General features: G+C 66.1%; 20 protein-coding genes. 15 read left to right on the top strand and 5 right to left on the bottom strand.

Annotated elements, in window-relative coordinates; all coding sequences use genetic code 11:
• Nucleotides 1-64: 64 nt before the first annotated feature.
• The 12 genes from lysE to G6N36_RS22840 all read left to right on the top strand — a co-directional run bounded on the left by lysE (nt 65) and on the right by G6N36_RS22840 (nt 9,157).
• Nucleotides 65-664, top strand: a complete 600-nt coding sequence (lysE, locus tag G6N36_RS22895; protein ID WP_083128129.1) for an L-lysine exporter — start codon at nt 65-67, stop codon at nt 662-664.
• A gap of 12 nt (nt 665-676) precedes the next feature.
• Nucleotides 677-1,279 (top strand): acyl-CoA-like ligand-binding transcription factor, encoded by a 603-nt coding sequence (locus G6N36_RS22890; RefSeq protein ID WP_163689092.1) that lies wholly within the window; start codon nt 677-679, stop codon nt 1,277-1,279.
• On the top strand, nt 1,276-2,079 hold the full coding sequence (locus tag G6N36_RS22885; protein ID WP_163689091.1) for an SDR family oxidoreductase: 804 nt from the start codon (nt 1,276-1,278) through the stop codon (nt 2,077-2,079). Before G6N36_RS22890 ends, G6N36_RS22885 begins: the two co-directional genes overlap by 4 nt.
• Entirely contained in the window at nt 2,079-2,372 is a 294-nt protein-coding gene (locus tag G6N36_RS22880) for an EF-Tu/IF-2/RF-3 family GTPase (RefSeq protein ID WP_083128132.1), read from the top strand. The genes G6N36_RS22885 and G6N36_RS22880 overlap by 1 nt, the downstream gene beginning before the upstream one ends.
• A 58-nt stretch (nt 2,373-2,430) precedes the next feature.
• Nucleotides 2,431-3,330, top strand: coding sequence for an ABC transporter substrate-binding protein (locus tag G6N36_RS22875; protein ID WP_163689090.1), 900 nt, complete (start codon nt 2,431-2,433; stop codon nt 3,328-3,330).
• A 12-nt stretch (nt 3,331-3,342) separates the two neighbouring features.
• Nucleotides 3,343-4,047, top strand: coding sequence for a queuosine precursor transporter (locus G6N36_RS22870; RefSeq protein WP_163689089.1), 705 nt, complete (start codon nt 3,343-3,345; stop codon nt 4,045-4,047).
• A 74-nt stretch (nt 4,048-4,121) separates the two neighbouring features.
• Entirely contained in the window at nt 4,122-4,805 is a 684-nt protein-coding gene (locus G6N36_RS22865; protein WP_163689088.1) for a 5-oxoprolinase subunit B family protein, read from the top strand.
• An 11-nt stretch (nt 4,806-4,816) separates the two neighbouring features.
• A complete protein-coding gene (locus tag G6N36_RS22860) occupies nt 4,817-5,716 on the top strand; it encodes a 5-oxoprolinase/urea amidolyase family protein (protein WP_163689087.1) in 900 nt (299 codons plus the stop codon).
• 57 nt (nt 5,717-5,773) lie between these two features.
• Nucleotides 5,774-6,343, top strand: a complete 570-nt coding sequence (locus G6N36_RS22855; RefSeq protein ID WP_163690836.1) for a GNAT family N-acetyltransferase — start codon at nt 5,774-5,776, stop codon at nt 6,341-6,343.
• Nucleotides 6,344-6,522: 179 nt separating this feature from the next.
• A complete protein-coding gene (locus tag G6N36_RS22850) occupies nt 6,523-7,668 on the top strand; it encodes a uroporphyrinogen-III synthase (RefSeq protein ID WP_163689086.1) in 1,146 nt (381 codons plus the stop codon).
• Nucleotides 7,668-8,348: a sirohydrochlorin chelatase gene (locus G6N36_RS22845; protein ID WP_163690835.1), complete on the top strand. Its 681-nt coding sequence runs from the start codon at nt 7,668-7,670 to the stop codon at nt 8,346-8,348. The genes G6N36_RS22850 and G6N36_RS22845 overlap by 1 nt, the downstream gene beginning before the upstream one ends.
• A 47-nt stretch (nt 8,349-8,395) precedes the next feature.
• Nucleotides 8,396-9,157, top strand: a complete 762-nt coding sequence (locus G6N36_RS22840; RefSeq protein WP_170311138.1) for a superoxide dismutase family protein — start codon at nt 8,396-8,398, stop codon at nt 9,155-9,157.
• Between the two features lie 9 nt (nt 9,158-9,166).
• Here G6N36_RS22840 and nirD read toward each other — a convergent pair whose 3' ends face one another.
• A complete protein-coding gene (nirD, locus tag G6N36_RS22835) occupies nt 9,167-9,511 on the bottom strand; it encodes a nitrite reductase small subunit NirD (protein ID WP_163689085.1) in 345 nt (114 codons plus the stop codon).
• Complete coding sequence (nirB, locus tag G6N36_RS22830; protein ID WP_163689084.1) at nt 9,508-12,054, bottom strand: nitrite reductase large subunit NirB; 2,547 nt, start codon at nt 12,052-12,054, stop codon at nt 9,508-9,510. The genes nirD and nirB overlap by 4 nt, the downstream gene beginning before the upstream one ends.
• Before the next feature lie 204 nt (nt 12,055-12,258).
• Between nirB and G6N36_RS22825 the strand changes: the two genes are divergently transcribed.
• Nucleotides 12,259-12,666, top strand: a complete 408-nt coding sequence (locus G6N36_RS22825) for an Hsp20/alpha crystallin family protein (RefSeq protein WP_163689083.1) — start codon at nt 12,259-12,261, stop codon at nt 12,664-12,666.
• A gap of 52 nt (nt 12,667-12,718) precedes the next feature.
• On the opposite strand, the gene G6N36_RS29960 is transcribed toward G6N36_RS22825, so the two are convergent.
• The 3 genes from G6N36_RS29960 to G6N36_RS22815 all read right to left on the bottom strand — a co-directional run bounded on the left by G6N36_RS29960 (nt 12,719) and on the right by G6N36_RS22815 (nt 14,376).
• Nucleotides 12,719-13,234 carry a class I SAM-dependent methyltransferase gene (locus G6N36_RS29960; protein ID WP_372512307.1) on the bottom strand — a complete coding sequence of 172 codons (516 nt, stop codon included), beginning with the start codon at nt 13,232-13,234 and terminating at the stop codon, nt 12,719-12,721.
• A gap of 77 nt (nt 13,235-13,311) precedes the next feature.
• Nucleotides 13,312-13,614: a hypothetical protein gene (locus tag G6N36_RS29955; RefSeq protein WP_235690141.1), complete on the bottom strand. Its 303-nt coding sequence runs from the start codon at nt 13,612-13,614 to the stop codon at nt 13,312-13,314.
• A 3-nt stretch (nt 13,615-13,617) separates the two neighbouring features.
• Nucleotides 13,618-14,376, bottom strand: a complete 759-nt coding sequence (locus tag G6N36_RS22815; RefSeq protein ID WP_163689082.1) for an isocitrate lyase/PEP mutase family protein — start codon at nt 14,374-14,376, stop codon at nt 13,618-13,620.
• Nucleotides 14,377-14,485: 109 nt separating this feature from the next.
• Between G6N36_RS22815 and G6N36_RS22810 the strand changes: the two genes are divergently transcribed.
• Nucleotides 14,486-14,782 (top strand): Rv0250c family protein, encoded by a 297-nt coding sequence (locus tag G6N36_RS22810; protein WP_163689081.1) that lies wholly within the window; start codon nt 14,486-14,488, stop codon nt 14,780-14,782.
• A gap of 41 nt (nt 14,783-14,823) precedes the next feature.
• Complete coding sequence (locus G6N36_RS22805) at nt 14,824-15,663, top strand: succinate dehydrogenase subunit SdhC (protein WP_163689080.1); 840 nt, start codon at nt 14,824-14,826, stop codon at nt 15,661-15,663.
• The last annotated feature ends 13 nt before the right edge of the window (nt 15,664-15,676 follow it).

The following is a 15,676-nucleotide window of genomic DNA, read 5'->3' as shown; positions in this document are numbered from 1 at the left end:
ATCTTAATCCGAAATTAGAATCATTAGCTGTACTGAACGGCCGCAGGTTCCTACCGTCGAAGACATGAACTCACCGCTGCTCGTCGGCTTCCTTGCCTCCCTGACGCTGATCATCGCGATCGGCGCACAGAACGCCTTCGTGCTGCGCCAGGGCATCCGCGGTGAACATGTGGCCGCGGTGGTGGCGGTGTGCGCGGTATCCGACATCCTGCTCATCACCGCGGGCATCGCCGGCATCGGCGCCCTGATCGCCGCACACCCGGGCGCGCTCGACATCGCCCGGTTCGGTGGCGCCGCGTTCCTGATCGGTTACGGAATGCTCGCGGCGCGTCGCGCCTGGCGGCCGGCCGCGTTGACGCCGTCCGAGAAGGGCCCGGCCCGGCTGCTCGAGGTGCTGGTCACCTGCCTCGCTCTCACGTGGCTCAATCCGCACGTCTACCTCGACACGGTGATCCTGTTGGGCACCCTGGCCAACGAGCACAGCGAGCAGCGGTGGCTGTTCGGCGTCGGCGCGGTCACCGCGAGCGTGGTCTGGTTCGTCAGCCTCGGACTCGGCGCGCGGCGCCTCTCCGGGCTGTTCGCCACCCCACTCACCTGGCGGATCCTCGACGGACTGATTGCCGTCACTATGACCGGACTCGGTGTGTCTTTGATTTTGTCCTGAAATAATCCGCGTATGACGGTTGGCGGGCCAGCGCTGGGTTTGCGTGACCGCAAGAAGATCCAGACTCGCGACACCATCCGGCGCGAGGCCATGCGGCTCATCAAGGCCAACGGTTACGCGAGCACCACGATCGAACAGATCGCCTTCGCGGCGGACATCGCACCCAGCACCTTCTTCCGCTACTTCCCCACCAAAGAGTCGGTGCTGATCGCGAACGACCTGGACCAGGTGACCATTGATGCACTTGCCGGGTTGCCGTCAGACATGCCGCGCTTCAAGGCGTTTCGGCGCTCACTCGAGATCACTCTGGACGCTGTGACCGCGGCGGAGTGGCGATTCGAACGCGCCCGGTTGCGACTGGTCCTTTCGGTGCCGGAACTCAAAGCCGCCCAGCTGGACGAGTACCGGCACACTGTCGAGCGACTCGCCGAGTCAGAGGCACTCCGCACCGGGCGCGACCCGCAGGATCTGGAGGTCCGCGTGTTCGTCGGGGCATTGTCCGGCGGGTTGATGGCCGCCCTGGACGGCCATCTGCCCGAGCTGACCGACCGGATGCAACGGACCCTGGACCTCCTCGAAGCCGCAATGCACTTCGATGGAATCGTGGAGACATGACCGCTACGAGAAAGTCCGTATTCATCACCGGTGCCGCGGCCGGAATCGGGAGGGCCACCGCACTGACGTTCGCCCGAAACGGATTTCTCGTCGGCGGCTTCGACATCGACGAGGTCGGGCTCAAGACGCTGGCCGACGAGATCGACCAACGCGGGGTCGGCCGGGCGATCACCGGGCACCTCGACGTCACGGACCCCGACGAAATGGCCCAGCGGGTAGGAGATTTCGCGAAGGCCGCGGGAGGCCGGCTCGATGTGATGATCAACAACGCCGGCATCTTGCGCGCAGGTCGTTTCGAGGAGATGGAGCTCGGCGGTCACTTCAAGGAGATCGACATCAACACCAAGGGCGTGGTGAACGGGCTTTATGCCGCCTTTCCCTACCTGCGGTCCACGAGGAACTCCGTCGTCGTCAACCTCGCCTCCGCATCGGCGATCTACGGCCAAGCCGAACTCGCCAACTACAGCGCGACCAAGTTCTTCGTCCGCGGCATCACCGAGGCGCTGGACATCGAGTGGAGTAGGTACGGCATCCGGGTGATCGCGATGTGGCCGCTGTTCGTGAACACCGCGATGACGGACCACCTCAAGACGGGCAGCACCGAGTCCCTCGGCATCCGACTGACGGCTCAGGACATCGCCGACGCCATTGTCGCGGCGGTCGACCCGCGGTGGTTGCGCCGCGCCATCCACCAGGTTCACTTCCCCGTCGGCTCCCAGACCAAGGTCTTGGCGGCCGGTTCCCGATTCTCACCCGGCTGGCTGACCCGTCTGGTCAACAAGAGATTGGCGCATTCCTGATGTTCAAGATGACGGTCGAAGAGGTCTTCGCCATCAAGAATCGGGGCGTGGTCGCGACCGGCCGCGTCGAAAGTGGAACGCTGCGCGTTGGCGACACCGTCCAGATCAACGGGGGTCCGGGGGTCGAGGTGACCGCGATCGAGAAGTTCCGCAAACAGCTCGACGAGGCGAGCGCCGGTGAGAACGTGGGCGTGCTGATGAAGGGGATCGAGCGCAACGAGCTCGACCGCGGTGACGTCCTCACGTCCTCGTCGTCCTCGTCGACGACCTACTGCGAGGCGCCACCCATCTAAGCGCGCCTGGCCGCCGGGATGTTCGGCAGTTTTCAGATGAGTTAGCTACTCTCGCCGGGTGCCTGCTTCGTTGTCCCGGCGGAGTTTCCTGGCGATGACCGCCGGGGCGGCGGCTTTGGTGGCCGCGTGCGGCTCGAAGCCGGGCGAGGTCGCCGACGACGGGTCCGTCACCGTGAAGCACGTGTTCGGTGAGACCAAGGTCCTTGCACCGCCCATGCGCGTGGTGAGCGCAGGTCTCACCGAACAGGACGACCTCCTCGCCGTCGGGGTGATACCGATCGCGGTGACGGACTGGTTCGGCGGCGAACCGTTTGGCGTATGGCCTTGGGCCCAGCAAAAACTCGGCGGGACACAGCCTGCGGTGCTCAACCTCGTCGACGGCGTCGCGGTCGATCAGATCGCGGCGTTGCGGCCCGACCTGATCGTCGCCACCAATGCCGGCCTTGACAAGGACACCTACGAAAAGCTGGCGGCCATCGCCCCCACCATCGCGCAGTCCGGTGAGGACGCGTTCTTCGAGCCGTGGAAGATTCAGGCCACGACCATCGGCCAGGCGGTGTTCAAACACGACCAGATGCAGGCACTCATCACCGCCGTCGATGAGCGCTTCGCCGCCGCGGGCAGCAACAACGCGCAATTCGCCGGCAAGAAGGTCCTGCTGCTGGAAGGCACCCTGGGTCCAGACGGTCCCACGGTGATGTCACCCGATTGGCGCAGCGAATTCCTCACGAAGATGGGCTGTGCCGTCGCCGAGAACATCGATTCGGCCGACGTGCTGATCTGGACCACGGAAAGCGACGAACAGCAAGCCGCGCTGCTGGCCGACCCGGCGATCAGTCGGCGGCGCAACGCGTTCACCGGCAAGGAACTCGCGGGTGCGATCGCCTTCGCCTCACCGCTGTCGTATCCGGTGGTGGCCGACCAGTTGCCGGCGCTCATCGCCCGCGCGATCGCCTGACAAGATATTCGGGTGACTGCCACCAGCACCGAGTCCGAACACCGGGGTTTCGCACTCACGGGCTCGGCCTACTATCCGGTGCTGGTCGCGATCTTCACCGGCCTGGTTCTGATCTCGAACGTATCCGCCACCAAGGGCATCGCATTCGGACCCATCATCGGCGACTGGTCATTGATCACCGATGGCGGGTTCATCGTGTTCCCGCTGACGTACGTGATCGGTGACGTGCTGTCCGAGGTGTACGGCTTCCGGGCCACCCGCAGGGCCATCTACATCGCCTTCGTCATGGAGGCCATCGCCGCGTTCACGTTCTGGCTCACCGCCTACCTGCCCGCGGCTGACTTCTACACCAACCAGGCGGCGTTCGAGGCCGTGGTCAAGCCGTTCACGCAGTTGATCATCGCCGGGCTCGCGGGCTTCATCGTCGGGCAGACGCTCAACGCGTGGGTCGTCGTCAAGATCAAGGAACGGACCAAGGAGAAACACCTGTGGGCCCGGTTGATCGGGTCGACGGTCGTCGGCGAATTCGCTGACACCGTCGTGTTCTGCACCATCGCCGCAGGCGCGATCGGCATCAGCACATGGGGCGACTTCCTGACCTACGTAGCGTTGGGCTGGGTGTACAAGACCGTCGTCGAGATCCTCGTGCTGCCCATCACCTACCGGGTGATCGCGTACATCAAGCGCCGCGAGCCGACATATCGGCCCGCCGTGTGAGGCTTCGTTAAGGCTCCTCTGGCAAGGCTCATAGAGCGCGCATAGCAGTTGCTACTCGCGGGTAATTTGGGTCCATGAGCGTGACAGTGGATCTCATGGACGCCAACGCGACGGGTGCGGGTCCCGCCAAGATCCGCGACTACGGGGATCGGGCCCTGCTGCTGGAATTCGGAGGGACCGACGAGGTGCTAGCGTGGTCAGCGGCGATCCGGGCCGCCGACCTGCCGGGTGTGCTCGACATCGTTCCTGCCTCGCGCACCGTGCTGATCAAGCTGGCCGGTACGCGGTACCAGGGCCCCACCCGGCAGCGACTGGGCAAGCTGGATGTCGCGGCCGCGTCGGAGTCGGCCGCGGCTGCCGGTGTTCGGGCCGACGTTCAGATCGACGTCATCTACGACGGTCCCGATCTGGACGAAGTCGCGCAGCTCACCGGCTTGACCGCCGACCAGGTCGTCGCGGCGCACACAGACACACTGTGGCGCGTCGGATTCGGTGGCTTCGCACCGGGTTTCGCATATCTGATCGGGGGGGACGCGCGACTCGAGGTCCCCCGGCGGGATGAGCCGCGCACCAAGGTCCCGGTCGGGGCGGTCGGTCTCGCCGGCGAGTTCAGCGGTGTTTATCCCCGCGAGTCTCCCGGCGGCTGGCAGCTGATCGGACGCACCGCCGACGGTCAGGCGGCGCTGTGGGATGTCGACCGTGATCCGCCCGCGCTGCTGATGCCGGGCATGTGGGTGCAGTTTCGAGCGGTTGGTTAGGAGGCCGAGTCATGGGGGCCGCACTGGAGATCCTGCGTTCTGGTCCGCTGTCGCTGATCGAAGACCTGGGCCGGCCGGGTCTGGCGCATATGGGAGTGAGCAGGTCCGGTGCCGCCGATCGCCGCTCCCACACCCTGGCGAACCGGCTGGTGGCCAATCCGGGAGAGCTGGCCACCATCGAGGTGACGTTCGGCGGGCTGACGGCCCGGGTGCGCGGCGGGGAAAAGAAGGGCGTCGCCATCGCGGTCACCGGAGCCGACACCGACCCGTCCGTCAACGGAGTTCCCTTCGGCACGAACAGCATCCACTACGCGCGCGACGGCGAGGTGATCACGCTCGGCGCACCGCACTCGGGGCTGCGGACCTATCTGGCCGTCCGCGGCGGCATCGACGTCGACCCCGTGCTCGGTTCCCGCTCGTACGACGTGATGTCGGCCATCGGGCCGCTGCCACTCGCGCCGGGTGACGTCCTGCCCATCGGCGAGCACACCGACGAGTTCCCCGAGCTGGATCAGGCACCGGTGGCCGCCATCGAGGATGACGTGCTGGAGCTGATGGTCGTGCCGGGCCCGCGCGACGACTGGTTCGTCGACCCCGATGTGCTGATCCGCACCAACTGGCAGGCCACCAACAAGAGCGACCGCGTGGGGATGCGTTTGGTCGGTATGCCGCTGGAATATCGGTGGCCCGATCGCCAGCTGCCCAGCGAGGGAGCGACGCGCGGAGCAATTCAGGTGCCGCCGAACGGTTTTCCGGTGATCTTGGGCCCGGACCATCCTGTCACCGGCGGATATCCGGTGATCGGCGTGGTAGCCGACGACGACATGGACAGCGTGGCGCAGATTCGGCCCGGGCAGACGGTGCGCATGCACTGGTCGCGACCGCGTCAGCCATTCGAAGGCAGCCCATAGGACGCTCACTGCTGGTAGAACGGCAGTGTGCACGCGCACAGCTCGAGCGTCGCTCACCTGCGCGAGGACCCGTTTCCTCGCGTGTACTGCGCTCGCCTGATCCACACCTCCGATCTCGACAACGAGACCCGTGAGGACGCGCGCCGAATGGTCACCGACGCGTTCGGCGGCGAGTTCACCGACGCCGACTGGGAGCATTCGCTGGGCGGTATGCACGCGTTGATCTTCGATCACGGCGCGTTGATCGCGCACGCGGCGGTGGTGCAGCGGCGGCTGCTGTACCGCGGTACCGCGTTGCGATGCGGCTACGTCGAGGGTGTCGCGGTGCGCCAGGACCGGCGGGGCCAGGGCCTTGCCAGCGCCGTCATGAATGCCGCCGAACAGGTGCTGCGCGGCGCGTATCACCTCGGCGCCCTGAGCGCGTCGGAGGCGGGCAGACGGATCTATCCGGCCCGCGGTTGGCTGCCATGGCAGGGCCCGACGTCGGTACTGGGGCCCGCCGGAGTGACGCGAACCCCGGACGACGACGGCTGCGTGTTCGTCTTGCCTATCGCCCTGCCTGACGGCGGTGAACTGGACCTCACCGCTGAGATCACCTGTGATTGGCGCGACGGCGACGTCTGGTAGCCGCGGCTCACACGCCCACCTCCCCCGGCGTGAGCGTAATTTCACGGCGGGGTCACCACGACGCATTGCTGGGCAATAAAGCCTTTCTAACCTGGCCTTATGCGTTGCCGACGAGCCCTGACACGTCCAGGCAACGGCAAAGTAATCGCCTGGAAACATGAGCTGAATAGACAGGTCCCATGAGTGAGCCTGACTGGGCACCGCTCACCGGGTTTCGGGTGGCGGTGACCTCCGCTCGGCGTGCCGAAGAGCTTGGCACGCTACTGGAACGCCGCGGCGCCAGCGTCACCAGCGCGGCCGCGATCACGATGGTGCCGCTGCCCGATGATGAGGCGCTGCGCGCACACACCGAGGCACTGATCGATGCACCGCCCGACATCGTGATCGCCACCACCGGCATCGGATTCCGCGGTTGGATCGCGGCGGCCGACGGCTGGGGTCTGGCCAACGACCTGACCGCCGCTCTCGGGAAGGCCCGCATCGTGTCGCGCGGGCCCAAGGCGACGGGCGCACTGCGCGCCGCGGGGCTGCCCGAGGAGTGGTCCCCCGAGTCGGAATCGTCGCGAGAGGTGTTGCACTACCTCGTCGAGGGCGGCATCGCCGGGAAACGCATCGCGGTGCAACTACACGGCGCCACCGACGACTGGGATCCGTTTCCGGAGTTCCTCGACGAACTGCGCGCCGCCGGTGCGCAGGTGGTGCCGATTCGGGTCTACCGCTGGCATCCCGCACCGCGCAACGGTGAATTCGATCAATTGGTGATGGGCATCGCGGACGAGAAGTTCGACGCGGTGAGTTTCACCTCGGCACCGGCGGTCGCGTCGGTGCTCATGCGTGCGACAGAGTTGGGGATCGAGGATCGGCTGCTCGCCGCGCTGCGCACGAACGTGCACGCGATGTGCGTCGGGCCCGTGACGGCGCGGCCGCTGGTCCGCCTCGGTGTGCCCACATCGGCACCGGAGCGAATGCGGTTGGGCGCGTTGGCCCGCCACATCACCGACGAACTACCGCTGCTGTGCGCGCGCACCACCCGGGTGGCCGGCCATGTGCTCGAGATCCGAGGCACCTGCGTACTCGTCGACGGCGAGGTCAAGGCGGTTTCACCGGCCGGGATGGCGACGATCAGGGCGCTCGCGCATCGACCGGGGGCGGTGGTGTCTCGGCACGCGCTGCTGTCCGCACTGCCCGGCAGCGGCACAGACACCCACGCCGTCGAGACGGCGGTGCTGCGGCTCCGAACTGCCCTGGGGGACAAGAACATCGTGTCGACGGTGGTTAAGCGGGGGTACCGGCTGGCCGTCGACGAGGACTTGGTGCACGCATGATGAGACACGTCCTCGTCGCGCACGGCACTCGTAAGCGCACCGGCGTGGAGATGATCGGTTCGCTGGCGGATCGGGTGGCGGCCACGCTGGGATCCCCGGTTCACGTGGCCTTCGTCGACGTGCTCGGCCCGACGCCCGCCGATGTCCTTCGCGGACTCGCGGGGCCGGCCGTCGTCGTGCCAGCGTTCCTGTCACGGGGCTACCACGTCAACGCCGACATCCCCGCGCATGTCGCGGCAAGCGGACACAGCGATGTCACCGTCGCCGATGCGCTTGGGCCCAGCCCCGAAATGGCGCGGGTCCTAGCCGACCGCCTCATCGAAAGTGACTGGTGTTCAGGGGATTCAGTGATTCTGGCCGCGGCGGGAACGTCGGATCCGGCGGCCCGCAGCGATCTGCACAAGATGGCGGCATGGGTGTCGGCGCTGACGAGCTCACGTGTCGAGTTGGCGTTCGCCGCGACCGGTGAGCCGCCCGTCGCCGAGGCGGTGGCACGGCTGCGCAGTCGCGGCGCCAGGAGGGTGGTCGCGGCCTCATACCTGTTGGCCGACGGACTCTTTCAAGATCGACTCCGCAACAGCGGGGCCGACGCCGTCACCGATCCGCTGGGCACCCACCCGGCGACGGTGCGGTTGATTGTCAGCAGATTCCGGCGCGCCCGATTGCTTACCGCAGCCTAGAAGGGGTCCGCGTTTGTCGCGACGGCCCTGCGGGTACGCCCGCCTTCATGATCAAGCATGTCACCGTCGCCATCGCTTTTCTTGCCGCGCCCGTAGCCGTTCTGGGCGGCTGCGCAAACCAATCCGCCGACGACTCGTCGACGTCGACCACCTCCGGATCGGAGTCGAGCGCACAGGCACTGACCACCCAGCTCAAGACCGCCGGTGGCGAACCTGTCGCCGACGCGACAATCGATTTCACCGATGGATACGCCACCGTGACCGTCGAAACCGTCGGGACCGGAGTCCTCTCCCCCGGCCTGCACGGTCTGCACATTCACGCGATCGGCACGTGCGAAGGGGACTTCACGTCGGCGGGCGACCACTTCCAGGCACCTGGACGCACCGACCAGCCCGCCAGCGGAGATCTGCCGGCTCTGCTCGTGCGTTCCGACGGCGCCGGCAAACTCGTCGCCACCAGCGACGGATTCACCGAAGATCAGCTCAAGGATGCTGACGGCTCGGCGATCGTGTTGCATCAGGACGCCACCTCCGACCAGCGCTTCGCATGCGGCGTGCTCAGCCCGGCGAGCGCCACGAGTACGTCCGTCTCGACGTCGACGTCGACCTCGACGGTAACCACGGCGCCGCCCACCACGGTCACGGAAACCACGGTCACGGAAACCACGGTCACGGAAACCACATCACCCGCCCCTGCCGAGACCACCACCAGCGTCGCCCCGGGCACGAGCACTAGCACCGTCACCGTGATCCAGCCCCCGGAGATCCCAGATATCACCGTGCCTCCGGTACCCGGCACCGGTGGCTGATCGCCCGGATCAGGCCCCGATTTCTACGTTTCCGTCCACGATGCGGGTCGGGTAGACCGGCAGCACAACGTCCGCATCGTCGAGACAGATACCGTCATCGAGGCCGAACGCCTGCTTCTTGATCGGCGACTGCACGGTGGCGCGCCCGCCGCGGTCACCGACGATCCCACGTGAGATCACCGCGGCGCCGGAGAACGGGTCGATGTTGCCGACCGCGCGCAGGGTGCCGTCGTCGAGCCGGAACAGCGCCGCCTGCGTGCCGTCGGCCAGCAGCACGCCCACACCGCGGTTGGGGATCAGGTAGTCGTACGGGCAGGCGGCCGTCCATACCTCGATGTCATTGAGAAGACTCATCTTTGGGGCACCTTTGGCATTCCGATGGGCACGATGCGCCCGGACTGTTCGGTGAATTCGATCGTCGGATCCGCGACCTCGGGGGCGTTGACGAACGAGACGAAGCGCGACAGCTTGTTGGGGTCCTCGAGCACACCCTTCCACTCGCACGAGTAGCCCTCGACGTGGCGGGCGATGGCCTCTTCGAACTCGGCGGCCAGGCCGAGCGAGTCGTCGCACACGACGTCACGCAGATGGTCCAGCCCCCCGTCGAGCGACTCCAGCCATGGTGCGGTGCGCTGCAATCGGTCGGCGGTGCGGATATAGAACATGAGGAAGCGGTCGATGTAGCGGATCAACGTCTCGTCGTCGATGTCGCTCGCGAGCAACTGGGCGTGCCTCGGCGACATGCCGCCGTTTCCGCAGACGTAGAGGTTCCAGCCGTTCTCGGTCGCGATGACGCCGACGTCCTTGCTCTGGGCTTCCGCGCATTCGCGCGCACAACCCGACACCGCCATCTTGATCTTGTGGGGCGCACGCAGGCCGCGGTAGCGCTTCTCGATCTCGACGGCCATGTCGACCGAGTCCTGCTGGCCATATCGGCACCAGGTGCTGCCGACACAACTCTTGACCGTGCGCAGCGCCTTGCCGTAGGCGTGGCCCGATTCCATGCCGCCGTCGACGAGCCGCCGCCAGATCTCGGGGAGCTGATCGACCCGCGCCCCGAACATGTCGATGCGCTGTCCGCCGGTGATCTTGGTGTAAAGGTTGAAATCCCTCGCGATCTCGCCGATCAGGATGAGCTGTTCGGGCGTGATCTCTCCACCCGGCGATCGGGGCACGATCGAATAGCTGCCGTTGCGCTGGATGTTGGCCAGGAAGTGGTCGTTGGAGTCCTGCAACGAGGCCTGCTCCCCGTCGAGGATGTGGTCCGAGCTCGTGGACGCCAAGATGGAGGCGACCACGGGCTTGCAGATGTCGCAACCCTTTCCGGTGCCGAAGCGTTCGATCAGCGCCGAGAACGTCCGGATCGATGTGGCGGCGACGATCTCGAAGAGCTCTGCGCGCGAATGGCTGAAGTGTTCGCACAGCGCCTTGGACTGTTCGACGCCCTCGGCCTCCAACAACTGTTTCAGCAAGGGGACGCACGAACCGCAGGACGTGCCGGCGAGCGTGCACTTCTTCAGCTCGGGCACATCACAGCAGCCGCCCGCGATGGCCGTGGTGAGATCGCCCTTCGTGACGTTGTTGCACGAGCAGATTTGCGCGGCGGCCGGCAGCGCGCCGACACCCAGTCCCCCGCCCCCCTCGGATCCGGCGGGCGCGATCAGCGCAAGCGCGTCGCCGGGCAGCTCTTCGCCCACCATCGGTCGCAGCACGCCGTACGCCGACGCGTCGCCGACGAGGATGCCCCCGAGCAGCGTCTTGGCATCGTCGGAGAGCACCAGCTTGGCGTAGGTCTGGTTGACGGCGTCGTTGATCGCCACCTCGAGACAGTCCGGGGTGGCACCCATCGCATCGCCGAAGCTGGCGACGTCGACCCCGAGCAGCTTGAGCTTGGTCGACATGTCGGCCTCGCCGAACTCCGCGCCGCCACCGAGAAGCCGGTCGGCCACTACCTCGGCGCTGGTGTAGCCCGGACCAACGAGGCCGTAGCAGCGGCCGTTGATCGCCGCCACCTCGCCGATCGCGTAGATGTTGGGATCGTCTGTGGCGCAAGTCAGGTCGGTCAGGACACCGCCACGTTCGGCGATCGCCAGGCCCGCATCGCGGGCCAGCTCGTCCCGGGGCCGCACACCGGCGGCGAAGACGATCACGCCCGCGTCGATGAACGACTCGTCACTCAGCGTGATCCGCATCGAGTCGTTGTCGGCAGAGCGGCGCACCGGTCGGTTTCGCTGTGCCGGAGCGATATTGGCGGTACCGACGCCGGTGTGCACGGCGATGCCGAGGTCGCTGATCATCCGGCCCAGGAGGGCGCCCCCGGCTTCGTCGAGCTGTTGGGCCATCAGGCGCGGCGCCATCTCCACGACGTGCGCGTGCAGTCCGAAAGAGCGCAACGCGTTGGCGGCCTCCAGACCCAGCAGGCCTCCACCGATGACCACCCCGACCGGGGCGCCCGCGTCCTTCGTGCGCAGTGCACTGTCTCGGATCGCATCGAGATCATCGAGAGTCCGGTACACGTGGCAGGCCGGCAGGTCGCGTCCGGGCACCGGGGGAACGAACGCATAGGAACCGGTGGCCAGCACGAGCGCGTCGTAGTTCACCCGCCCGCCATCGGCCGTCAGCACCGACTTGGCGTGCCGGTCGATGGCCGTCACCCGGCTGCCAAGCCGAGTCTCCACCAGATCGTCGTCGGGATAGGCATTGCCGGGCAGGGCCAGCAGCGCGCGATCCCAGTGTTCGGTGTATCCGGTCAGCCCGACGCGGTCGTAGGCGGCGTCCGCCTCCTCGGCGAGTACCGTCACCCGCCATTCGCCGGTGGTGTCGCGCGAGCGCAACGCCTCGACGAACCGATGGCCAACCATGCCGTGGCCGACGACCACGACGTTCTTTGAAGACATGCAGTGAGGCTAGGCAGCCGATATTGCCGCCATGTCGCCTTGTGTGAAGCGACCATCACGGTGTGCTCACCGCCGCCGACAGCCCGCTGTGAGCGAGTTCGCTGCCAGCGAATGCCACGCTGGAACATGAGCGTGGTCGACTCAAGTTGAAAAAAGTAGCGGACCGGCGTGGTGCCGGTCACGACAAGCGAGGAGAAGAACACGATGAGCAGAGTGACGCTGTGGTCGCGGCCGACATGGGACATCGACCGCTGGGTGAAGGACGGTGTTTTGGACGGGTTCACGCCCGCCGCGGAAATCGCGCGGGACGGTGAGGACGCGGTTGTACGCGTGGAACTACCGGGTGTCGATGTCGACAAGGACGTCACCGTCGAGGTCGATCGCGGCCATCTGGTGATCCGCGGCGAGCGGCGCGACGAGCGCGCCGACGAGGAGGACGGCCGCACCCTGCGCGAGGTGCGCTACGGCTCGTTCCGTCGGTCGTTCAAGCTGCCCGCGCACGCCGCCACGGACGCGATCTCAGCGGCATACGACGCCGGTGTGCTCACGGTACGGGTCGCCGGTGCTCACAGGGGCGCCGAAGCCCAGCGCATCGCGATCGAAAGCAAATAGCACCTCGACGGCGAAGAATCGGCGGAGCCTCGGCTCCGCCGATTCTCGTGTTCTAGGCCACCGCCACCAGATATTCGCCGCGGTAGTAGAGCGTCCCGTCCGTGGCCTCGTTGACGTCGATCACCCATCCCAGGTATGTGTCTCGCACCAACTGCTCACCAAGCTGAGCCCGCGCGGCAATCAAAGGTGGAAAGCTGGTCAGCATGAAGTCGGCGTAACTCTCGGGTGACGGTTCCCGAAATTCGACGCTGTGCCGCTCGAATTCGATTGTGCCACCAAGCAACTCGCGCACATGGTCTTCGGTACCCCACAGCAGCGGCGATTGGAAGCCCTCCGGTGGAGGAGGGGATATCGAGCCGACAGTCTTGAACATCGACCCGATCGGTCCCTCTGGCGTCCAGCAAGCGATCGCTATGCGTCCGTCCGGCCGACAAACGCGACGCAACTCGTCTGCCGCTCGCTGGTGATCGGGGGCGAACATGTGCCCGATCGCCGAGATGACCCGGTCGAAACTGTCATCCTCGAACCGCAAGGCCTGGGCGTCACCTTCCATCCAATCGACCTCCACCCCCACATGTCGTCGGTCATGGCCTTAGTCTTCTCGCCTCAGCCACCACACGCGGTGGATCCGCCCGTTCAATCACCTCAGCCCGTCGTCGTCTCGGACTCCGCGCTGGTTTCCGGTGTAGGCCAGGGGATGACGGGATTGTCCTGACTGGTTTCCACACTCGGTGTTGTGTAGCGCGTCGAAGACGCCGATGAGGTGGTGTAGGTCGATGGGGTTGCCGACGACGACGGTGCCGTCGGCAGCGTCTCGGGCACCCTGGACGAATCCGCGGTGCACGACACGGCATATACCAGGATCACCACCAGGAGCAGGATCGCGCCACCGCCCCACATCGCGATTGTTCGCTGGTCCCCCCAGTTGGGCCCATCGTCACTTGTCACGACTCAGGCCCAGCGCTGCAGTATCTCCGTGGCGTGGACCGACAACGCGCGCTGCAGGAACGGGCCGAAGCTGATCCGGCCGACACCGAGCGGTCCGAACGACGCGGGGTCGTCCGCCTCCGGCAGCGCGATCGCATTGACCGGCAACGGAAGCTCAGAGGTCAACCGCCGCATCGTCTCCGGATCGTGGCGCCCGACCGGATACAGCGAGTCGGCACCCGCGGCGGCGGCCTCCTCGAGCCGCGCGATCGCTCTCTGCACGCGGTCGGACTCATCGCCGTCCTGGCGCAGGAACAGGTCCGTGCGCGCATTGAGGACCACATGCACACCCGCATCGTCAGCGGCCTTGCGCAGCGCACCGACCAACTCGGCATGCTCGCCGGACGACCGTAGTCGCTTGCCCTCCTTGTGGACCGTGTCCTCGATGTTCAGTCCGACCGCGCCCGCCTCTAGCAACCCGTTGATGAGCCGACTCGGCGATTCTCCGTACCCGGACTCGATATCGACCGAGATCGGGACGCCGACCGCTGCGGTGATCTGCGCCACCCGCGTCACGACGTCGTCGAACGACATCACTTCACCGTCCTCCTTGCCGATGGAGTCGGCCATCGGATGGCTGCCGACCGTGAGCGCGGCAAACCCTGCATCGACCGCCAGCTTGGCCGACCAGGCGTCCCACACCGTCGGCAGGACTACCGGGTTTCCCGGTTGGTGTAGGGCCAGCAGGGAGTCGGCGCGCTCTTTCAGAACCCGGTCGGGCATGGGCAAACCTCCGCTTCAGACGTGATCTGTCTCACTGGGTACTGCATGATGTGAACAACGTCAGGTGTCGTAACGTGATGACTGACACCCTTCAGCCCAAGGAGGTCAATTGTCCAGCACTACCGAACTTGCCGAACTGCACGAGCTAATCGGAAGCCTGCGGCGGTGTGTCACATCGTTGGCGTCGAGGTATGGCGACAGCCCAGCGACGCGTCGGATCGTCAACGACGCCGAGCGGATCCTCAACGACATCGATCGTCTCGACATTGACGCCGAGGAACTGGAGCTTGCCCGCGGCGTGGTGCAACACCCCCACGCCGGCGAAAAAATCTCGATCCCGGACACCGCGTACGACAGCGACTTCTGGCGTGGTGTCGACGACGAGGGTCTCGGCGGAACGCGCTAGGCGCGGGACCAACCGGGACACATCAACACCGAAAGGCAACAGTGAGCGCACCAACCGCCGACCGCAAGGCGACCGGCGTCTTCTCGCCGGGCCGTGCCCAGATCGAGCAGCGCACCCTGCGTACCGACCGATGGTGGCAATCGCCGTTGGTCATCGACCTGGGCTTCGCCGCGTTCGTGATCTACGCGACGGTGCGGGCCTTCCTGCAGAACAACTATTACGTCGCCGAGTACCACTACCTCACGCCGTTCTACTCCCCGTGCGTGGTGAAGTGGAACGAGGCAACGCAGTCCGGATGCATCCCCGAAGCCAGTCACTTCGGCCAGTTCCTCCCCGACGTCTGGTGGCTGCCCTACGCCGCGGTCACGCTGCCGTTCCTGCTGCTGTTCCGGTTGACGTGCTACTACTACCGCGGGGCCTACTACCGCACCGTATGGCAGGCGCCGACGGCGTGCGCGGTTGCCGAACCACACGCGAAATACACCGGTGAGACGCGCTTTCCGCTGATCATCCAGAACACGCACCGGTACTTCTTCTACATTGCCGGCATCATCTCGGTGATCAACACGTACGACGCGATCATCGCCTTCCAGTCCCCGTCCGGTTTCGGATTCGGTTTGGGCAACATCATTCTCGTCGTCAACGTCGTGATGCTGTGGGTGTACACGCTGTCCTGCCACTCGTGCCGCCACGTCGTCGGCGGGCGCCTCAAGCACTTCTCCAAACACCCCGTCCGGTACTGGATGTGGACACAGATCAGCAGGCTGAATACGCGGCACAAGCTGTACGCGTGGATCACGCTGGGAACCCTGATGTTGACCGACTTCTACATCATGCTCGTTGCCAGCGGCACCATTTCTGACCTGAGATTCATTGGCTGACAAGCAGATTCGC

This window comes from Mycolicibacterium gadium (assembly GCF_010728925.1).
Lineage (GTDB): Bacteria > Actinomycetota > Actinomycetes > Mycobacteriales > Mycobacteriaceae > Mycobacterium > Mycobacterium gadium.
Note: the sequence above shows the minus strand (reverse complement) of the source record. Positions and strands in the feature narration are given on the sequence as shown.

Coding starts and splice junctions, on each gene's coding strand:
- G6N36_RS22860 (WP_163689087.1), top strand. CDS start 4,817: ATGGGGGCCGCACTGGAGATCCTGCGTTCTGGTCCGCTGTCGCTGATC.
- G6N36_RS22880 (WP_083128132.1), top strand. CDS start 2,079: ATGTTCAAGATGACGGTCGAAGAGGTCTTCGCCATCAAGAATCGGGGC.
- G6N36_RS22815 (WP_163689082.1), bottom strand. CDS start 14,376: ATGCCCGACCGGGTTCTGAAAGAGCGCGCCGACTCCCTGCTGGCCCTA.
- nirD (WP_163689085.1), bottom strand. CDS start 9,511: ATGAGTCTTCTCAATGACATCGAGGTATGGACGGCCGCCTGCCCGTAC.
- lysE (WP_083128129.1), top strand. CDS start 65: ATGAACTCACCGCTGCTCGTCGGCTTCCTTGCCTCCCTGACGCTGATC.
- G6N36_RS22845 (WP_163690835.1), top strand. CDS start 7,668: ATGAGACACGTCCTCGTCGCGCACGGCACTCGTAAGCGCACCGGCGTG.
- G6N36_RS22865 (WP_163689088.1), top strand. CDS start 4,122: ATGAGCGTGACAGTGGATCTCATGGACGCCAACGCGACGGGTGCGGGT.
- G6N36_RS22840 (WP_170311138.1), top strand. CDS start 8,396: ATGATCAAGCATGTCACCGTCGCCATCGCTTTTCTTGCCGCGCCCGTA.
- G6N36_RS22825 (WP_163689083.1), top strand. CDS start 12,259: ATGAGCAGAGTGACGCTGTGGTCGCGGCCGACATGGGACATCGACCGC.
- nirB (WP_163689084.1), bottom strand. CDS start 12,054: ATGTCTTCAAAGAACGTCGTGGTCGTCGGCCACGGCATGGTTGGCCAT.
- G6N36_RS22850 (WP_163689086.1), top strand. CDS start 6,523: ATGAGTGAGCCTGACTGGGCACCGCTCACCGGGTTTCGGGTGGCGGTG.
- G6N36_RS22890 (WP_163689092.1), top strand. CDS start 677: ATGACGGTTGGCGGGCCAGCGCTGGGTTTGCGTGACCGCAAGAAGATC.
- G6N36_RS22885 (WP_163689091.1), top strand. CDS start 1,276: ATGACCGCTACGAGAAAGTCCGTATTCATCACCGGTGCCGCGGCCGGA.